The 16,718-nt window shown below is 71.1% G+C and carries 18 protein-coding genes and 1 riboswitch; of the genes, 9 read left to right on the plus strand and 9 right to left on the minus strand.

Going from position 1 to position 16,718, the window contains the following annotated elements:
• The first annotated feature begins 15 nt into the window (after positions 1 to 15).
• Positions 16 to 243, plus strand: coding sequence for a DUF3263 domain-containing protein (locus ACZ4IF_RS17995; protein ID WP_095935276.1), 228 nt, complete (start codon positions 16 to 18; stop codon positions 241 to 243).
• Between the two features lie 147 nt (positions 244 to 390).
• The gene (otsB, locus tag ACZ4IF_RS18000; protein WP_467563937.1) at positions 391 to 1,245 is read left to right on the plus strand and encodes a trehalose-phosphatase; all 855 of its coding nucleotides are present in this window, start codon (positions 391 to 393) and stop codon (positions 1,243 to 1,245) included.
• Here the strand turns inward: otsB and ACZ4IF_RS18005 are convergent.
• Together ACZ4IF_RS18005 and ACZ4IF_RS18010 are read right to left on the minus strand one after the other, a co-directional pair.
• Positions 1,233 to 2,726 (minus strand): alpha,alpha-trehalose-phosphate synthase (UDP-forming), encoded by a 1,494-nt coding sequence (locus tag ACZ4IF_RS18005; protein WP_467563939.1) that lies wholly within the window; start codon positions 2,724 to 2,726, stop codon positions 1,233 to 1,235. The genes otsB and ACZ4IF_RS18005 overlap by 13 nt on opposite strands.
• A gap of 108 nt (positions 2,727 to 2,834) precedes the next feature.
• Positions 2,835 to 3,806 carry a glucosyl-3-phosphoglycerate synthase gene (locus ACZ4IF_RS18010; RefSeq protein WP_095935116.1) on the minus strand — a complete coding sequence of 324 codons (972 nt, stop codon included), beginning with the start codon at positions 3,804 to 3,806 and terminating at the stop codon, positions 2,835 to 2,837.
• Between the two features lie 204 nt (positions 3,807 to 4,010).
• Positions 4,011 to 4,169: riboswitch (SAM riboswitch) on the plus strand.
• Between the two features lie 17 nt (positions 4,170 to 4,186).
• Between ACZ4IF_RS18010 and thrC the strand changes: the two genes are divergently transcribed.
• The 5 genes from thrC to ACZ4IF_RS18035 all read left to right on the plus strand — a co-directional run bounded on the left by thrC (position 4,187) and on the right by ACZ4IF_RS18035 (position 9,794).
• A complete protein-coding gene (thrC, locus tag ACZ4IF_RS18015; RefSeq protein WP_467563941.1) occupies positions 4,187 to 5,473 on the plus strand; it encodes a threonine synthase in 1,287 nt (428 codons plus the stop codon).
• On the plus strand, positions 5,470 to 5,745 hold the full coding sequence (locus tag ACZ4IF_RS18020) for a MoaD/ThiS family protein (RefSeq protein WP_467563943.1): 276 nt from the start codon (positions 5,470 to 5,472) through the stop codon (positions 5,743 to 5,745). The genes thrC and ACZ4IF_RS18020 overlap by 4 nt, the downstream gene beginning before the upstream one ends.
• A gap of 496 nt (positions 5,746 to 6,241) precedes the next feature.
• Positions 6,242 to 6,448, plus strand: coding sequence for a cold-shock protein (locus tag ACZ4IF_RS18025; RefSeq protein ID WP_005486335.1), 207 nt, complete (start codon positions 6,242 to 6,244; stop codon positions 6,446 to 6,448).
• Positions 6,449 to 6,783: 335 nt separating this feature from the next.
• Complete coding sequence (groL, locus tag ACZ4IF_RS18030) at positions 6,784 to 8,406, plus strand: chaperonin GroEL (protein WP_028802875.1); 1,623 nt, start codon at positions 6,784 to 6,786, stop codon at positions 8,404 to 8,406.
• Between the two features lie 266 nt (positions 8,407 to 8,672).
• On the plus strand, positions 8,673 to 9,794 hold the full coding sequence (locus ACZ4IF_RS18035; protein WP_359488650.1) for an NADH:flavin oxidoreductase: 1,122 nt from the start codon (positions 8,673 to 8,675) through the stop codon (positions 9,792 to 9,794).
• Between the two features lie 111 nt (positions 9,795 to 9,905).
• On the opposite strand, the gene ACZ4IF_RS18040 is transcribed toward ACZ4IF_RS18035, so the two are convergent.
• From ACZ4IF_RS18040 to ACZ4IF_RS18065, 6 genes are all read right to left on the minus strand, one after another.
• On the minus strand, positions 9,906 to 10,109 hold the full coding sequence (locus ACZ4IF_RS18040; protein ID WP_467563946.1) for a DUF397 domain-containing protein: 204 nt from the start codon (positions 10,107 to 10,109) through the stop codon (positions 9,906 to 9,908).
• A complete protein-coding gene (locus ACZ4IF_RS18045) occupies positions 10,093 to 10,935 on the minus strand; it encodes a helix-turn-helix domain-containing protein (protein WP_467563948.1) in 843 nt (280 codons plus the stop codon). The genes ACZ4IF_RS18040 and ACZ4IF_RS18045 overlap by 17 nt, the downstream gene beginning before the upstream one ends.
• A gap of 128 nt (positions 10,936 to 11,063) precedes the next feature.
• Positions 11,064 to 11,651 (minus strand): hypothetical protein, encoded by a 588-nt coding sequence (locus ACZ4IF_RS18050; protein WP_467563950.1) that lies wholly within the window; start codon positions 11,649 to 11,651, stop codon positions 11,064 to 11,066.
• The gene (locus tag ACZ4IF_RS18055) at positions 11,648 to 13,126 is read right to left on the minus strand and encodes a PTS transporter subunit EIIC (protein ID WP_467563952.1); all 1,479 of its coding nucleotides are present in this window, start codon (positions 13,124 to 13,126) and stop codon (positions 11,648 to 11,650) included. The genes ACZ4IF_RS18050 and ACZ4IF_RS18055 overlap by 4 nt, the downstream gene beginning before the upstream one ends.
• 16 nt (positions 13,127 to 13,142) lie before the next feature.
• Positions 13,143 to 14,090, minus strand: coding sequence for an N-acetylmuramic acid 6-phosphate etherase (gene murQ / locus ACZ4IF_RS18060; RefSeq protein WP_467563954.1), 948 nt, complete (start codon positions 14,088 to 14,090; stop codon positions 13,143 to 13,145).
• A 108-nt stretch (positions 14,091 to 14,198) separates the two neighbouring features.
• The gene (locus tag ACZ4IF_RS18065) at positions 14,199 to 15,125 is read right to left on the minus strand and encodes a MurR/RpiR family transcriptional regulator (protein WP_359488640.1); all 927 of its coding nucleotides are present in this window, start codon (positions 15,123 to 15,125) and stop codon (positions 14,199 to 14,201) included.
• A 56-nt stretch (positions 15,126 to 15,181) separates the two neighbouring features.
• On the opposite strand from ACZ4IF_RS18065, the gene ACZ4IF_RS18070 reads away from it, so the two are divergent.
• Together ACZ4IF_RS18070 and ACZ4IF_RS18075 are read left to right on the plus strand one after the other, a co-directional pair.
• Entirely contained in the window at positions 15,182 to 15,565 is a 384-nt protein-coding gene (locus tag ACZ4IF_RS18070) for a hypothetical protein (protein ID WP_359488638.1), read from the plus strand.
• Entirely contained in the window at positions 15,562 to 15,825 is a 264-nt protein-coding gene (locus ACZ4IF_RS18075; protein ID WP_467563956.1) for a DUF4031 domain-containing protein, read from the plus strand. Before ACZ4IF_RS18070 ends, ACZ4IF_RS18075 begins: the two co-directional genes overlap by 4 nt.
• 36 nt (positions 15,826 to 15,861) lie before the next feature.
• On the opposite strand, the gene ACZ4IF_RS18080 is transcribed toward ACZ4IF_RS18075, so the two are convergent.
• Entirely contained in the window at positions 15,862 to 16,602 is a 741-nt protein-coding gene (locus ACZ4IF_RS18080) for a hypothetical protein (protein WP_467563958.1), read from the minus strand.
• Positions 16,603 to 16,718: the final 116 nt, after the last annotated feature.

Here is a 16,718-nt window from a genome sequence, read left to right on the forward strand (position 1 = left end):
CTGTGCATGGACGGCATGGATGAGCTCAGCGCCCGCGAGCGGGGAATTCTCGCCATGGAGCGGCGCGGTTTCTCCGGTCCCGGCGCGAAGGAGCGGGCGGTGCGGGAGCAGCTGGGCCTGGCCCCGGTCCGCTACTACCAGCTGCTCAACGCCCTCCTGGACGACCCCCGCGCCCTGGCCCACGACCCGGTCACGGTGAACCGGCTCCGCCGGGTGCGCGATTCCCGCCGCTCGGAGCGCTGAACCCGCGGACCCGGCCCGGACAGGACCCCGAGGGCGGGGTCCCTGGTCCGCGGGCGGCCGTGGGGCGGGGCACGACGGCCGGGCCCGGCGCGGACGTGTCGCGATCAGCCATGGGTGAGCCCGCCCGTCCGTGGATAGGGTCGTCCCATGGGCAGCCCTACGGAATCCCCGGACTCCTTGCCGACGCCCGCGACCCCCGCGGGACGCGACGGCCTCGACGCCATCCTCGCCCGGCCCGGCCGGGCCCTGATCGCCCTCGACTTCGACGGGACACTCGCCCCGATCGTCCCCGACCCGGACCAGGCCCGCGCCCACCCGGACGCGGTCCCCGCGCTCGCGGCGCTCGCCCCCAAGGTCGCCTCCGTCGCCGTGATCACGGGCCGCCCGGCCGGGGTCGCGGTGCGCAAGGGCGGCTTCGCGGACGTGCCGGGACTGGAGCACCTGGTGGTCCTCGGCCACTACGGCGCGGAGCGCTGGGACGCGGTGAGCGGCACGGTCACCGCCCCCGCGCCGCACCCCGGCGTCGCCGCCGTCCGGGCCGAGCTGCCCGGCGTGCTCGACCGGGTCGGCGCCTGGCAGGGCACCTGGATCGAGGAGAAGGGCCGCGCCGTCGCCGTGCACACCCGCCGCGCGAGCGATCCGCAGGCCGCCTTCGAGGCCCTGCGCGAGCCGCTGACCGACCTGGCGACCCGGCACGGCCTGATCGTCGAACCGGGCCGCATGGTCCTGGAGTTGCGCCCGCCGGGCATGGACAAGGGTGTCGCGCTCCTGGAGTACGCCCGTGAGATCGGCGCCGAGTCCGTGCTGTACGCGGGTGACGACCTGGGCGACCTGCCGGCGTTCGCCGCGGTCGACAAGCTCCGCTCCGACGGCGTCCCCGGCCTTCTCGTGTGCAGCGGCAGTTCCGAGGTCGCCGAACTGGCCGACCGGTCCGACACGGTGGTGGACGGCCCGGGCGGCGTCGTACGTCTGCTGGCGGCGCTGGCGGCTCAGCTCGGCTGAGTGCCGCCGAGTGCCTCCAGCGCGTGCAGCTGCTCCAGGAACCACCGGGAGGGCGGCAGTGCGGTCGCCGCGGCGGCCAGCCGCTTGGTGCGCTCCGCCCGCTCGTGGGCCGGCATGGTCAGCGCCTCGTGCAGCGCCCGCGCGGTACCGGTCACATCGAAGGGATTGATCTCGATCGCGTCCTCGCGCAGCTCCTCGAAGGCGCCGGCCTCCCGGGACAGCACCAGCGCGCAGCCCTCGTCGGAGACGACGGGGACCTCCTTGGCGACGAGGTTCATGCCGTCGCGGATCGGGTTGACGAGGGCCACGTCGGCGAGCCGGTAGGCGGCCAGCGACCGGGCGAAGTCGTCCTTGACGTGCAGCACGACCGGGGTCCATCCCGGCTTCCCGTACCGGGAGTTGATGTCCTCGGTGAGCCGCTGCACCTCGGCGGTGTAGTCGCGGTAGACGGCCAGGTCCTGGCGCGAGGGGTACGCGAAGGCGACGTGCACGACGCGCTCGTGCCACTCGGGGTGGTCGTCGAGCAGCTGCCGGTACGCCAGCAGTCCGCGCACGATGTTCTTCGACAGTTCGGTCCGGTCGACCCGCACGATGGTCCTGCGGCCCTCGCCGATCTGCTCGCGCAGCGCGGCCATCCGCTCGTCGACGTCCGGTTCGTGCGCGCGCCGGCGCAGGAAGTCCGCGTCCGCGCCGAGTCCGTGCACACCGATCTCGGTGGACCGCAGCGGAGGGCGGCCGGTCGGGGTGTGATCGACGGCCCTGCGCGGGTCGCCGCTCGGCCAGCTGGGGAAGATCCGCTCGCCGTCGGTCTGTCCGGCGCAGATCATGAAGGCGTGGGCCCAGCGCCAGGTGAGGAAGCCGAGCCGGTCGGCGCCGAGCATGCCCCACACCAGCTGGGCGCGGACGTCGTCCGGCAGCATCCGGAAGTACTCCGGCGGGGCCCAGGGCGTGTGCGAGAAGTGGCCGATCCTGAGGTCCGGGCGCAGCTCGCGCAGCATGCCGGGCACCAGACACAGGTGGTAGTCCTGCACGATCACCACGGCGCCCTCGGCCGCGGCGTCGGCCAGGGCCTCGGCGAACGCGCGGTTGTACGTCTCGTAGGCGGCCCACCGGCGTCGGAACTCCGCGTCGAAGACCGGCTCCAGGGGCGTCTGGTAGAGCATGTGGTGCACGAACCAGAGGACCGAGTTCGCGATGCCGTTGTAGGCGCCGGCGTGCACCTCGGCGTCGATGTCGAGCATGCGCACGCCCTCCTCGGCGACCCCGCGGCGCACCGCCTCGCGGTCGCCGTCGCCGAGCGCCGAGCACACCCACAGGGCGCCCGCGTCCGGACCGATCGCGGAGAGGCCGGAGACCAGCCCGCCGCCTCCCCGCCTGGCGTGCAGCGAACCGTCCTCGCGCACCTCGTACGAGACCGGGCCGCGGTTGGACGCGACGAGAATGCGGTGGGCAGCGCCCTGCGCAGAAGCCGTGGAAGCCATACGCCTCAACCTAGCCCGGCCCGGAAACGCTCAAACGTACGGACGACGGTACGAACAGGCCGTATACGACCGGCGGAGTCGGTCACTCCGTGTTTTCGCAGACCGGGGCTATGCCACTTTGCGTGACTGGTATTCGGCGATGTCCGCCATCGGTGGCCGCTCCTCCGTGTCGACGGAGTAGGTGCGCGGCTCGAAGCCGTCCTCGCCCCGCTCGAACTGGGTGAGGGCCGGGCGGACCAGGTGCCCGCGGGCCAGCCGGAGCTGTGCGGTGCGGTAGATGGCGGCGGCCATCCGGCCGAGCGCCTGGCCGTCCTGGTGGCGGTGCTTGCGGACGCCGACGTCGACCTGGGCGAGGGCGTCCAGACCCACCAGGTGCAGCGCGTCGACGAGCATGCCCAGTTCGACGCCGTACCCGACGGGGAACGGCAGCTGTTCGAGCAGGGAGCGGCGGGCCGCGTACTCGCCGCCCAGCGGCTGGACGAAGCCCGCGAGCTGCGGCCAGTGCATGTTGAGCAGGGGACGGGCCATGAGTTCGGTGACACGGCCGCCCTGGCCGGCCGCCGTCGCGCCGGACGCGGAACCGTCGGACACGGTCAGCGGCCGGTCGTACATCGCCTTGACGAGGTCCACACCCGGTTCGGTGAGCAGCGGGCCGACGATCCCGGTGACGAAGTCCGAGGAGAACTCCTTCAGATCGGCGTCGATGAAGCAGATGATGTCCCCGCTCGTCACGAGCAGCGACCGCCACAGCACCTCGCCCTTGCCGGGCACGGCCGGGATGCGCGGCAGGATGTCGTCGCGGTGCACGACCCGCGCGCCCGCGGCGGCGGCGACCTCGGAGGTGCGGTCCGTGGAGCCGGAGTCGACGACGACGATCTCGTCGACGAGGGGGACCTGTTCCATCAGGTCGTGGCGGATGATCGCGACGATGTCGCCGACCGTCTCCTCCTCGTCGAGGGCGGGCAGGACCACGCTGACCGTCGAACCGGTGGCGCGTTTCGCGGCCATGAGCTTGTGGAGCGGGCGATCGGACACGGACCAGGAGCGTGTGCCCAGCCAGCGCTCAACTTCTTCCAGCACAGTCTGCGGCTCCTCACTGTTTGATCACATGCTCTCATCGGCATGCCCGCCGTGGCAGCGGCTGATCGGCTAGGGCCGTCTCGCGGTTCGGACGACAGGTTCAACTGTCCTGGCCGTCGGTTACAGTCTTGAACAACGCGGGTGACCATCGCATGTCCTGGATCGTCGGCGCGTAAGCAGTTCAATAGTCAAACAATCAAATACCGCTCATCCAGAGGGGCAGAGGGATACGGCCCGATGAAGCCCCGGCAACCCTCCAGCCGGTCTCGTACCGATCGACGTCTCGATCGCACCGCGAGGCTCCCGGCTTGGGAAGGTGCCAAATCCGTCTCACGGCGAGATGCGTCGTGAGGAAGATGAGGAGAAAGGGCCTCGCCTCCATGGCTGCGCAGACAGTTGCAACCACCACGAACTCCGTCGACCTCGGTCCCGCCGCCGCCCTCTCGTGCCGGGAGTGCGGCCACCGCGTGCCCCTCGGCCCGGTCTTCGCCTGCGAGGAGTGTTTCGGCCCGCTGGAGATCGCGTACGACTACTCGGCCTACGACACCGAGGAACTCCGCAAGCGCATCGAAGCGGGCCCCGCGAACATCTGGCGCTACGCCCCCCTGCTGCCCGTCCCCGCGGACGTCGCCGAGAAGCCGAACATCAACCCCGGCTGGACCAAGCTCGTCAAGGCCGACAACCTCGCCCGCGAACTGGGCGTGACCGGCGGCCTCTACGTGAAGGACGACTCCGGCAACCCGACGCACTCCTTCAAGGACCGCGTCGTCGCGCAGGCCCTGGAGGCCGCCCGCGCCTTCGGCTTCACCACGCTGTCCTGCTCCTCCACCGGCAACCTCGCCGGCGCCGTCGGCGCCGCCGCGGCCCGTGCCGGCTTCCGCTCCTGCGTGTTCATCCCGCACGACCTGGAGCAGGGCAAGGTCGTCATGGCCGCGGTCTACGGCGGCGAACTCGTCGGCATCCAGGGCAACTACGACGACGTGAACCGCTTCTGCTCCGAGCTGATCGGCGACCCGGCCGGCGAGGGCTGGGGCTTCGTCAACGTCAACCTGCGCCCGTACTACGCGGAGGGCTCCAAGACCCTCGCGTTCGAGATCTGCGAGCAGCTCGGCTGGAAGCTCCCGGACCAGCTGGTCGTCCCGATCGCCTCCGGCTCCCAGCTCACGAAGATCGACAAGGGTCTCCAGGAGCTGATCAAGCTCGGCCTCGTCGAGGACAAGCCGTACAAGATCTTCGGCGCCCAGGCCGAGGGCTGCTCGCCGGTCTCCGTCGCCTACAAGGCCGGGCAGGACGTCGTCCGCCCGCAGAAGCCGGACACCATCGCCAAGTCGCTGGCCATCGGCAACCCGGCCGACGGCCCGTACGTGCTCGACATCGCGCGGCGCACCGGCGGTGCCGTGGAGGACGTGAACGACGAGCAGATCGTCGACGCGATCAAGCTGCTGGCGCGCACCGAGGGCATCTTCGCGGAGACGGCCGGTGGTGTGACCGTCGGCGTCACCCGCAAGCTGATCGAGAACGGTCTGCTCGACCCGGCCCTGACCACGGTCGTGCTGAACACCGGCGACGGCCTCAAGACCCTGGACGCGGTGGCCTCGGACACCGGCCTGACCGCGACCATCCGCCCGAACCTGGACTCCTTCCGAGAGGCTGGCCTCGCATCATGAGCGTCAACGTCCGCATCCCCACCATCCTGCGTACCTACACCGGCGGCCTGGCCGAGGTGAGCGCCGAGGGCGCGACCCTCGCCGAGGTCATCGCCGACCTGGAGAACAACCACACGGGCATCTCCGCGCGGGTCCTGGACGACCAGGGCAAGCTGCGCCGCTTCGTCAACGTCTATGTCAACGACGACGACGTGCGGTTCGAGCAGGGTCTCGAGACGGCGACGCCGGACGGTGCGGGCGTCTCGATCATCCCGGCCGTCGCCGGAGGCTGACGCCCGGGCGGTGACGTGCCGGCGGCCGGGCGCGAGTCCCGCGGACTGCCGTCACCGAGAGTGAGATCGTTACCGAGGGTAATGCCCATCACCGAGAGTTCATCGAATTGCCCCCTCCGTGAGAGAAACGGAGGGGGCAATTCTGCATGGTTGAGCACGGTACAGTTGGGGAACCCGCTTGGCATTTCATGCCGGACGCATATGAGTACCTGTGCGGCACCCGACAAGAAGTAGCCAAAGTGCCCCGCCTTTTTGAGCCGTTTATGGCATTTACGGGGCCCGACTTGCCCTGAATCTTCGCACATTCTCCGCATATTCCCGATCGGCCGTGCCCAGAATTCTCGTCCGATTGACCTGTTGCAGACGGCAGTTGGGCAGATACATTCAGCCGCGGTCGACGCGTTCCGGCGCACACCCCCAACCGTTGGGGGGTGAGGTCTGACCCGGATCCGCGAAGTGTGGATCTGTGCAAGGGCCAGTAATAGGGGAGTTAGGCATGGCTCAGGGCACCGTCAAGTGGTTCAACGCGGAGAAGGGGTACGGCTTCATCGCGGTCGACGGTGGTGCGGATGTATTCGTCCACTACAGCGCGATTCAGATGGACGGTTACCGCACCCTTGAAGAGGGCCAGCGGGTCGAGTTCGAGATCTCGCAGGGTCAGAAGGGGCCGCAGGCGGACATGGTCCGTTTGGCTGCCGGCTGAAGCACGCGCCGACTGATTGTTCGACGTGACGAAGGGCTCGTATCCCCATGGGGTACGGGCCCTTCGGTCTGTCCGCGGTCCGGGGGCCGTCCCGTGGTCCGCTCCCGTGCGCCCCCGTGTTCACCTGGGGATCCGCTGGAGCCGCTTGCACTCGACAGGGGCGAGTGCTAATCATTGGCGTTAGCACTCTGAAGGTGAGAGTGACAACGAAGGACCGGGTCGGTGAGGCCCGCAGGCCGGGTGGGGCAAGGAACCACGAGGCAGGCAGGCCGTCCGTCGCGGGCGCCAGCGCGGTCCTGTGAGCTTTCCACCCCAGTCCGGGAGGACCACTTCACATGGCCAAGATCATCGCGTTCGACGAGGAGGCACGGCGCGGCCTTGAGCGCGGTATGAACCAGCTCGCCGACGCCGTCAAGGTGACCCTCGGCCCCAAGGGCCGCAACGTCGTCCTTGAGAAGAAGTGGGGCGCCCCCACGATCACCAACGATGGTGTGTCCATCGCCAAGGAGATCGAGCTGGAGGACCCGTACGAGAAGATCGGCGCCGAGCTGGTCAAGGAAGTCGCGAAGAAGACCGACGACGTCGCCGGTGACGGTACGACGACCGCGACCGTCCTCGCCCAGGCCCTGGTCCGCGAGGGCCTGCGCAACGTCGCCGCCGGCGCCAACCCGATGGCCCTCAAGCGCGGCATCGAGAAGGCCGTCGAGGCCGTCTCCGGCGCGCTGCTGGAGCAGGCGAAGGATGTCGAGACCAAGGAGCAGATCGCTTCCACGGCCTCCATCTCCGCCGCCGACACCCAGATCGGCGAGCTCATCGCCGAGGCGATGGACAAGGTCGGCAAGGAAGGCGTCATCACCGTCGAGGAGTCCCAGACCTTCGGTCTGGAGCTGGAGCTCACCGAGGGTATGCGCTTCGACAAGGGCTACATCTCGGCGTACTTCGCCACCGACATGGAGCGTATGGAGGCCGTCCTCGACGACCCGTACATCCTGATCGCCAACTCGAAGATCAGCAACGTCAAGGACCTGCTCCCGCTCCTCGAGAAGGTCATGCAGGGCGGCAAGCCGCTGCTGATCATCGCCGAGGACGTCGAGGGCGAGGCCCTGTCGACCCTGGTCGTCAACAAGATCCGTGGCACCTTCAAGTCCGTCGCCGTCAAGGCTCCGGGCTTCGGTGACCGCCGCAAGGCCATGCTCGGCGACATCGCCATCCTCACGGGCGGCGAGGTCATCTCCGAGGAGGTCGGCCTCAAGCTGGAGAACGCGGGTCTGGACCTGCTGGGCCGTGCCCGCAAGGTCGTCATCACCAAGGACGAGACCACGATCGTCGACGGCGCCGGCTCTGCCGACCAGGTCGCCGGCCGGGTCAACCAGATCCGTGCCGAGATCGAGAACTCCGACTCGGACTACGACCGCGAGAAGCTCCAGGAGCGTCTGGCGAAGCTGGCCGGCGGCGTGGCCGTCATCAAGGCCGGTGCCGCCACCGAGGTCGAGCTCAAGGAGCGTAAGCACCGCATCGAGGACGCCGTTCGCAACGCGAAGGCGGCCGTCGAGGAGGGCATCGTCGCCGGTGGTGGCGTGGCCCTGCTCCAGGCCTCCCAGGTGTTCGAGAAGCTGGAGCTCGACGGTGACGAGGCGACCGGCGCCAACGCCGTGAAGCTCGCGCTGGAGGCCCCGCTCAAGCAGATCGCCGTCAACGGCGGCCTCGAGGGCGGCGTCGTCGTCGAGAAGGTGCGCAACCTGGCCGTCGGCCACGGTCTGAACGCCGCGACCGGCGAGTACGTCGACATGATCGCCGAGGGCATCATCGACCCGGCGAAGGTGACCCGCTCTGCCCTGCAGAACGCCGCCTCCATCGCCGCGCTGTTCCTCACTACCGAGGCCGTCATCGCCGACAAGCCGGAGAAGGCCGCCGCGGCCGCTCCGGGCGGCATGCCGGGCGGTGACATGGACTTCTGATCGACCCCGGTCGATCACCGTCCTTCGTTCCGAGGGCGGCACCCTTTCCAGGGTGCCGCCCTCGGGCGTTTTCGGGTACGCGGTCCGGCTGTGTCCCCGGCGGGGCGTGGTCGGGATCACAGGTGCCGTGCGGGTGCGGCGGAATGCGGGGCCGGGGTCCGGGGGTTTACCGGGAGGGGTGGTTAATGCATGTGCACATACCACCCGGAATGTCCCGCTCGGCGTCAGAGTGACGCCTCTCCGACCCCACCCGAGGAGACCGCTCCGTGAGCGACACCGCCGCCTCCCGCGCCGCAGAGATCCTGTCCCGGCCCGTTTCCCTGAACGGGCTGACCGTCCCCAACCGGATCGTGATGGCCCCGATGACCCGCATGTTCTCCCCCGGGGGAATCCCGGGCGAGGACGTCATCGGCTACTACGCCCGCCGCGCCGCCGCGGGCGTCGGCCTCATCGTCACCGAGGGCACCTACGTGGGCCACGACTCGGCCGGGCAGAGCGACCGGGTGCCGCGCTTCCACGGCGCGGAGCAGCTGGCGGGCTGGACCAAGGTCGCCGACGCCGTGCACGCGGCGGGCGGCACGATCGTGCCCCAGCTGTGGCACATCGGCATGGTGCGCAACGCGGGCGAGCCGCCGTTCGCCGACGCCCCCGCGGTCGGCCCCTCCGGCCTCACCTCGGCCGGGGCGGACGTCACCGGCAAGGCCATGACCCAGCAGGACCTCGACGACGTCGTCGAGGCGTTCGCCGAGTCCGCCGCCGCCGCGGAGCGCATCGGCTTCGACGGCGTCGAACTGCACGGCGCCCACGGCTACCTCATCGACCAGTTCCTGTGGGAGGGCACCAACCGCCGCACGGACGCCTACGGCGGCGACCCGGTGGCGCGCGCGAAGTTCGCGGCCGAGATCGTGGCCGCCGTCCGCGCGGCGGTCTCGCCGGACTTCCCCGTCATCTTCCGCTACTCGCAGTGGAAGCAGCAGGCGTACGACGCGCGGCTCGCCGAGACGCCGGAGGAGCTGGACGCGATCCTCACGCCGCTCGCCGCGGCCGGTGTGGACGCCTTCCACGCCTCCACCCGCCGTTACTGGCTCCCGGAGTTCGACGGCTCGGACCTGAACCTGGCCGGCTGGACGAAGAAGCTGACCGGCAAGCCCACCATCACCGTCGGCTCGGTGGGCCTGGACGGCGACTTCATCAAGGCGTTCCAGGGCGAGGGCGCCCCGGTGGCCGGCCTCGACAACCTGCTGGACCGCCTGGAGCGCGACGAGTTCGACCTCGTCGCCGTCGGCCGTGCGCTGCTCCAGGACCCGGAGTGGGCGGCGAAGGTCCTCGACGGACGGTTCGAGGAGCTGGCGCCGTACGACGCGTCGGCGCTGCGCTCGCTGAGCTGACCCTGCGCCGCCCGGGCGGCACCCGTCGCGTGAGCCGCGGGTGCCGCCCCGACGTGTGCGCGTGAACGCCCTGACCTGAAGCGGGGTCTGCCGGCCGGCAGACCCCGGTGGTCAGCGCTTCAGGTTCTCGACGAAGGCCGTCCACGCCTCGGTCCGGAAGGTGAGTGCCGGACCGAGAGGGTTCTTGGAATCCCGGACCGGCACGAGTGCGGGGTGACCGTCGCCCACCTCCAGGCAGTCGCCGCCGCTTGCTCCGCTGTAGCTCGACTTGCGCCAAGTAGGCACGCTCAGAGCGTTATCAAGGCTGTTCCACATGAGCGTAATCCTCTGCCACCGAGTCGACCAGGGCCAGGGATTCCTGCGCCGAGAGCGCACTTGCCCCGAGAAGGTGGAAGGTCAGGTCGTGGTGGGCCACTGACGCCGGGTCGTCCTCCAACCGCCCTGTGCCCAGCCCTTGGAGGTAGGCGAGCGGGGGTGCGTCTTCGAAGGTCATCAGCTTGAGGGGGCCCTCCATCGCCATGTGGGCTCCCGCCGTGAACGGCAGCACCTGCACGATGATTCGGTGCCTGCGCGCGAGCCCTGTGATGTGGCGCAGCGCCTCGGCCATGACCGGTGCGCTGCCCACCTTCCGGCGCAGTACGGCCTCGTCCAGAACCGCCCACAGCAAGGGCGTTGTCGGATCGTCGAGAAGACGAGCCCGTTCCAGGCGGGTGGCGACCAAGTCGTCGATGGTGTCCTCTGTGGCGGTCGGGCGACCTCCGCGGAACATGGCTCGCGCGTACCCGTCTGTCTGCAACAACCCGGGGATCAATAGGGGCGCGTACTCTCTGATCGCCGTGGCGATCGCCTCCGCCTCCGCCGCCTCCGCGAAGTGGTCGGGGTACTTGGACTTGGCGAGAGCCTTGCAGTTGCGGGCGAAGAAGCCGTTCGTGCTCAGGATCTCGTCTATCTGGACGGCGTATTCGAGGTGGAGGCGGCGGGTCCCGGCCTCCAGCTGGCCGATGAACGAGCCGCTGACGAAGAGCGGTTCGCCCAGCTCGGCCTGGCTGAGGCCGGCGTTCTCGCGGGCGTGCCGCAGCTCCGCGCCGATCATGGCCCGGGGCGACGCGGACGGGTCGAGGTCCTTGGGGCGTCCTGGCATGGCAACTCCCTGTCGCGCAGGAGGGGTTGTTGAGGTGCCGTCTCCGGCCAGGTTAGAGAGCGGTCGGCCACGCTGTGTGCCGAACGTCGATACTCGGAGTGAAGGAAAGCGGTGCCGCCGGGCGAGGGCTACAGATTCCCCATCGGCTCGATGTCGACCCGGACGGGCGTGCCCCAGATGCGCAGGACCTCGTAGTCCGTGAACTCGTGGACCAGGCGGTAGGCCATGCCCGGGTGGGGCGTCCTGCGCTCGGCGGTGAGATAGCGCTCGGCCTCGTGGCGGTCGCGGCGCGGGGTGCCGCACAGCTGCCATTCCTGGCCGTTCCACACTTCCGGGAGCCAGCGCTGCTGGGGCTGGGGGCGGTCGCCGCGCACGCCGTAACGCGAGGTGGCGCGCTCGGGGGACTCGTCGGGGCCGGGGCGGCGGGCGCGTCCGTACGCGTCGTTGACCTCGGTGCGGCGGGCGGTGCGGCGCCGGGTCTCGCAGAGCAGGCACAGATCGGGGGCGCCCTCGTCCACCGGCCCGTTCGGATGCTCGGAGCAGCGCGTCGCGGGCGCCGCGGTCGTCACCGTCTCGTCCAGCAGGTCCAGCGCCCGCTTCAGGTCCGCCTTGACCTCGTGCAGCTTCGCGTCGGGCGTGTCGGCGGTGAGCGCGTCGCCGTGCTCGCCGAGCACGCGAAGGGCCCGGCCGAGGGCGGTCAGCTGTGCGTGGTTCATGGCTCCACCCTCGCACGCGTCACCGACAATCCGGCGAGGCCGTAGAAATAGGTGGCCGCGAAGCCGACGACGTAGCCCGTCAGCAGGCCGCCCGCGTAGACCGCCGCGGCGAGGACCGGGCCCCTGCTGCCGTTCAGGAGCGGGAACAGCGCCCAGCCCGAGGGGCCGATGGCCGTGGAGCCGACCTTGTCGCCCAGCATCGAGAAGAAGCCGACGAAGGCGCCGCCCGCGGCTCCGCCCGCGCAGGCCGTGACGAAGGGGCGGCCGAGCGGCAGGGAGACGCCGTAGATGAGGGGTTCGCCGACGCCGAGGAGGCCTGCGGGCAGGGCCGACCTGATCGTCGTGCGCAGCGACGTGTCGTGACGCAGCCGGACGTAGACCGCGAGGGCCGCGCCGACCTGGCCCGCGCCCGCCATCGCCAGGATGGGCAGCAGGACCGTGTACCCCTGCTGCTCGATGAGGGTGGTGTGGATGGGGATCAGTGCCTGGTGCAGGCCCAGCATCACCAGGGGGAGGAACAGACCGCCCAGGACCAGGCCCGCGAGGGCGCCCGTGTGGTCGAGCAGCCAGTTCGCCGCCGTGCCGATGGCCGCGGCCAGTTCACCGGCCGCGTACATCAGGCCGTAGAGCGTCACCAGGCCGGTGATCAGGACGGTGAGCGTAGGGGTGACGAGGACGTCCAGCGCGTCCGGGACCCGGCCGCGGATCCACTTCTCCACGTACGTGCCCAGCAGCGCCGCGGCCAGGGCGCCCAGGACGCCGCCCTGGCCGGGGGACAGCGCCGTGCCGGACACCGTCACCTTGGCCACCCCCGCGTACACCACGATCGCCGCCACCGCGCCGCCGAGGACGGGCGTCCCGCCGAACTCCTTCGCCGTGTTGTAGCCGACGAAGACGGGGATGAGCGCCATGAAGCCGGAGGCGATCGCGGTCAGCGCCGGGGTGATGCCCGGGAGCCATCCGAGGTTGATCAGCAGGCCGTTGAGGCCGGCGACGACTCCGCAGCCGATCAGGGCCGGGATCAGTGGGACGAAGATGTCTGCGATCCGGCGCAGCATGATCCGCACGGGTGTGGAGTTGCGCCGGCGCCGGTCGGCCTTCAGCTCCGCGCCCCTTGCCGCCAGCCGTCCGGCGGTGCTGTCCGCCGGGGGGCCGGGCGGGGCGGTGGCCGGGCGGCCGGGTGCGCCGGCCGCCGGCCGCTCCGCGGCGCCGGCCGGAGCCGCGGTCAGCAGGACCTCGAACGCGGGGGTGACCCGGGCGACCGTCCCCGGGCCCAGGACGATCTGGTAGGTGGCGTCGTCGGCGACGACGCCGAGCACGGCGGGCAGCGCCCGCAGCGCCGCCTCCTGGACCAGGCTCCGGTCCCGCAGGCCCAGCCGGAGGCGGGTCATGCAGTGGGCGACGGAGACGACGTTCGCGGGGCCGCCCACGAGGGGCAGGATCGCTTCGGCGGTGATGCTGTCCGGTGTGCGCACTCCCCGAGAGTGCTGGTCAGCCGGCCGTGGCCGCCAGCGCGGCGCGCAGATGGCCGCTGCTCTCCTTCAGAAGGCGGGCGGCCGTGGGAGCGTCCACCTCGCCGAGGATCGTGAGGATCGCGTTCTTCACCTCGCCGTCCGTGGCGGCGAGCGCCCGCTCGATGTCCTCGTCCGGGGCGCCCGTCGCCAGCGCGACGATGCGGCGCGAGCGGGCGCGGAGCTTCTCGTTCGACGCGCGTACGTCGACCATCAGATTCCCGTAGGTCTTGCCCAGGCGGATCATGGTGATCGTCGAGAGCATGTTCAGGACGATCTTCTGGGCCGTGCCCGACTTCAGGCGCGTCGAACCGGTCAGCAGTTCGGGGCCCACCACGACCTCGATGCCGTGGTCCGCGGCCGCCGCGAGCGGGCTGCCCGCGTTGCAGGACAGGCCGACCGTCAGGGCGCCCCGCGCGCGGGCGTGCTCGACCGCGCCGACGGCGTACGGGGTGCGGCCGGAGGCGGAGACTCCGACCACCGTGTCGTCGGGGGTCAGCGACAGTGCCTCCAGGTCGGCCGCGGCCAGTTCCCTGGAGTCCTCCGCGCCCTCGATCGAGGTCACCATGGCGGTCGGGCCGCCCGCGATCAGGCCGACCACCTCGGACGGGTCGGTGTTGAAGGTGGGCGGGCACTCGGAGGCGTCCAGGACGCCGAGGCGGCCCGCGGTGCCCGCGCCCGCGTAGACGAGACGGCCGCCGCGGGACATGCGGTCGGCGATGTCGTCGATGGCGGCGGCGATGAGCGGCAGCTGAGCCGCGACGGCCGTCGGCACCGTCGCGTCCTCACCGTTCATGATCCGGGCGATCTCCAGCGTGGCCAGCTGGTCGATCTCGGCGAGTTCGGGGCGGAACGCCTCGGTGGTCATCGAGTCCAACTGGTCCCGCAAGTCACGGTAGTTGGAGGAGGCGTCGGCGGTTGAGGTCATGGAGGGCGGCTCTTTCCAGTGCGGTACGACGACTTCTGGTGCTGTGTGAAGAAGGGCCCCGTCGGTCAAGAGGCGCGGCCGGGCGCCGGTGCGGCCGGCCCTCCCCGGCTAGCGGGATCCGCCGCCGCGAGGGGTGTGCCGGTGCGCCAGCGCCTCGTACGAGGCGGAGAGTGCCGGTGCCGCCTTCTCGTACGTCCGTTGTGCGACGCCCACGAACAGGCAGTCCACCACGAGGAGCTGGCTGGTGCGCGACGACATCGCCGCCGGACGCAGTTCGCTCTCGCGGGCGGTGGACGTGGTGAGGATGTGGTCCGCGTACTGCGTGACGGGCCCGCCCGGCCGGCCGGTGACGGCGACCGTCGTCGCCCCGTGCTCGAAGGCGACCCGGAGCGGTTCTATGACGTCGCCGGTGGAGCCGGAGTGCGTGATGGCGATCGCCACGTCCTTGGCCCGCAGTTGCACCGCGTTGGTGACGGCGAGGTGCGGATCGCTGTGCGAGTGCGCTATGAGTCCGATGCGCAGCAGCTTCTGGGCGAGGTCCTGGGCGACCAGGCCGGAGGCGCCGACGCCGTAGATGTCGACGCGGCGGGCCGCGGCGAGCGCGGTGACGGCGGCGGCGAGCTGGACGGTGTCGAGTCCTGCGGCGGTGTCGGCGAGGGTCTGCTGCTCGTCGTACGCCAGTTTCGCGACGACGTCGGCGATCGGGTCGTCGACCGCGATGTCGGCGGTGACGGCGGGCGCGCGGCCCGACTGCTGCTGGGCGGCGAGCCCGGCGAGTGCCAGCCGCAGGTCCCGGTACCCGGGGTAGCCCAGGAGGCGGGCGGTGCGGACGACGGTGGCCTCGCTGGTGCCGGTGAGCTCGGCGAGGCCCGTGACCGTGAGGGCAGCGCAGCCGGCGGGGTCGCCGGCGACGGCCTCGGCGACGCGCTGCATGGAGCGGGTCATCGAGGGGGCGAGCGTCCGCACCTTGGCCGCGAGGGCGGCGGGGGCGGGCGGCGCCTCTCCCGCGAAAATTTCCTTCACGTCATTGGTCACATGATGAAAGATATTTTCCTTTGGGGCATACGGTCAAGGGTGCGCACAATGGGGACATGGACCCCATCAGCCCCCTGGAGCAGGCCCTGCATGCCGCGCGCGCCCTCGTACTCGCCGACCTGGTCGCAGGTGAGGTCGCCGAGGCGGACGTCGTCAGCCTCGTGGAGGAGTCGGTGGTGCAGCGCCGCTGGTGGGTCGAGCAGTGGCCGGAGGGCGCGGGCTATGTCGCGGGGCTGGTCGCCCAGGACGTGCAGGACGCGCTGCTGGAGAAGTACGGGCGGTGGCCGCTGTGCCCGGTGTGCGGCTCCGGCGATCCGCACGCCCTCGACGTGGAGCCCGAGTTGGGGCCCGACCCGCACTGGGTGTGCCACAAGGTGGGCGTGAAGGTGGCCTCGGTGGGCTCGCTGGGTGCGGCGTCGGGCGGGGGCCCCTCCTCGTGACGGTCTACATCGACCCGCCCACCTGGCCCGGGCACGGTCGATGGTGGTCCCACCTGATCAGCGACGTCTCCTACGACGAACTGCACGCGTTCGCGGCCGGGTTGGGCGCACCCCGGCGGGCCTTCGAGCGCGACCACTACGACATCCCGGAACACCGCTACGCGGACGCCGTCGCGGCCGGTGCGGTGCAGGTCAGCAGCCGCGAGGTGGTGCGCCTGCTGCACGCCGCGGGGCTGCGCCGGCGCAAGCGGCGCGGGTGACCGGGGAGTCCGGGGCGGGCCGAGCCCGCCGGAGCCTCAGTCCGTGAACACCGGGTCGAGGGTGTGCCACCAGCTGGTCAGCGCGGCGGGGTCCGCCCCGGTGACCTGGAACAGGGCCGGGCGGTCGTAGTACGTGCAGAAGATGACGTACCGGGTGGTGTCGGCGGTGTAGCAGGCCATGTCCCCGGCGGGGGCGGAGGAGTCGTTCTCGTGCCACGTGCCGCGGACGTTCATGGTCTGGTCGCAGTTGCCCTCCGGCAGGTTCGCGGCATAACTCCGGTACACCTGCTGGAGCTTGCTCCTCGACGGGTACAGCGCGATGTCCGCCTTCGTGGTGACGGTCCCGGCGGTGGCGTCGGACGTCGTCACCGTGCACTTCAGCGCGGCCGTCGCGCCCGGTGCCGTCTCGCGCTCGCAGCTCTCGCGGCGCCACTGGTCGCCGTTGAGCGAGTCGCGCAGCGCGCGCTCGGCGGCGGTCAGCCCGCTGCCGTCGTCGGGCGGTGAGGTCACCGGTGACGTCGCCGGCGCCGTCACCGGCTGCGTCACCTCGGACGGGCCGGGGCCGCCGTTCGTGCCGGAGGAGCCCGCGCTCGAACCCCCGCGGGCGGTGTCGTCATGGCCCTGCCGTGCCTGCACCACCAGACCGACGACCGTCAGCAGGGTGCTGACCAGCACACCGATGATGGTCCACCGCACCCCTGTGCGGGCCAACAGATGGCCGGGGTCCGGCGGCGCGGGCGGTCCGGGCGGTTGCGGCTGCGGGTCGTGCCGGCTCATCGTGTTCCCCCGATCCACGACAACGGCGCGGCGCGCACGCCGCGGTGAAGGCATTATCGGGAGCGGGCGCGGGTGCCGGGGGTGCGGAACGCCACGGATCCGCCTGAGGTACGCCA

It is taken from the genome of Streptomyces sp. NPDC025784, assembly GCF_055558435.1.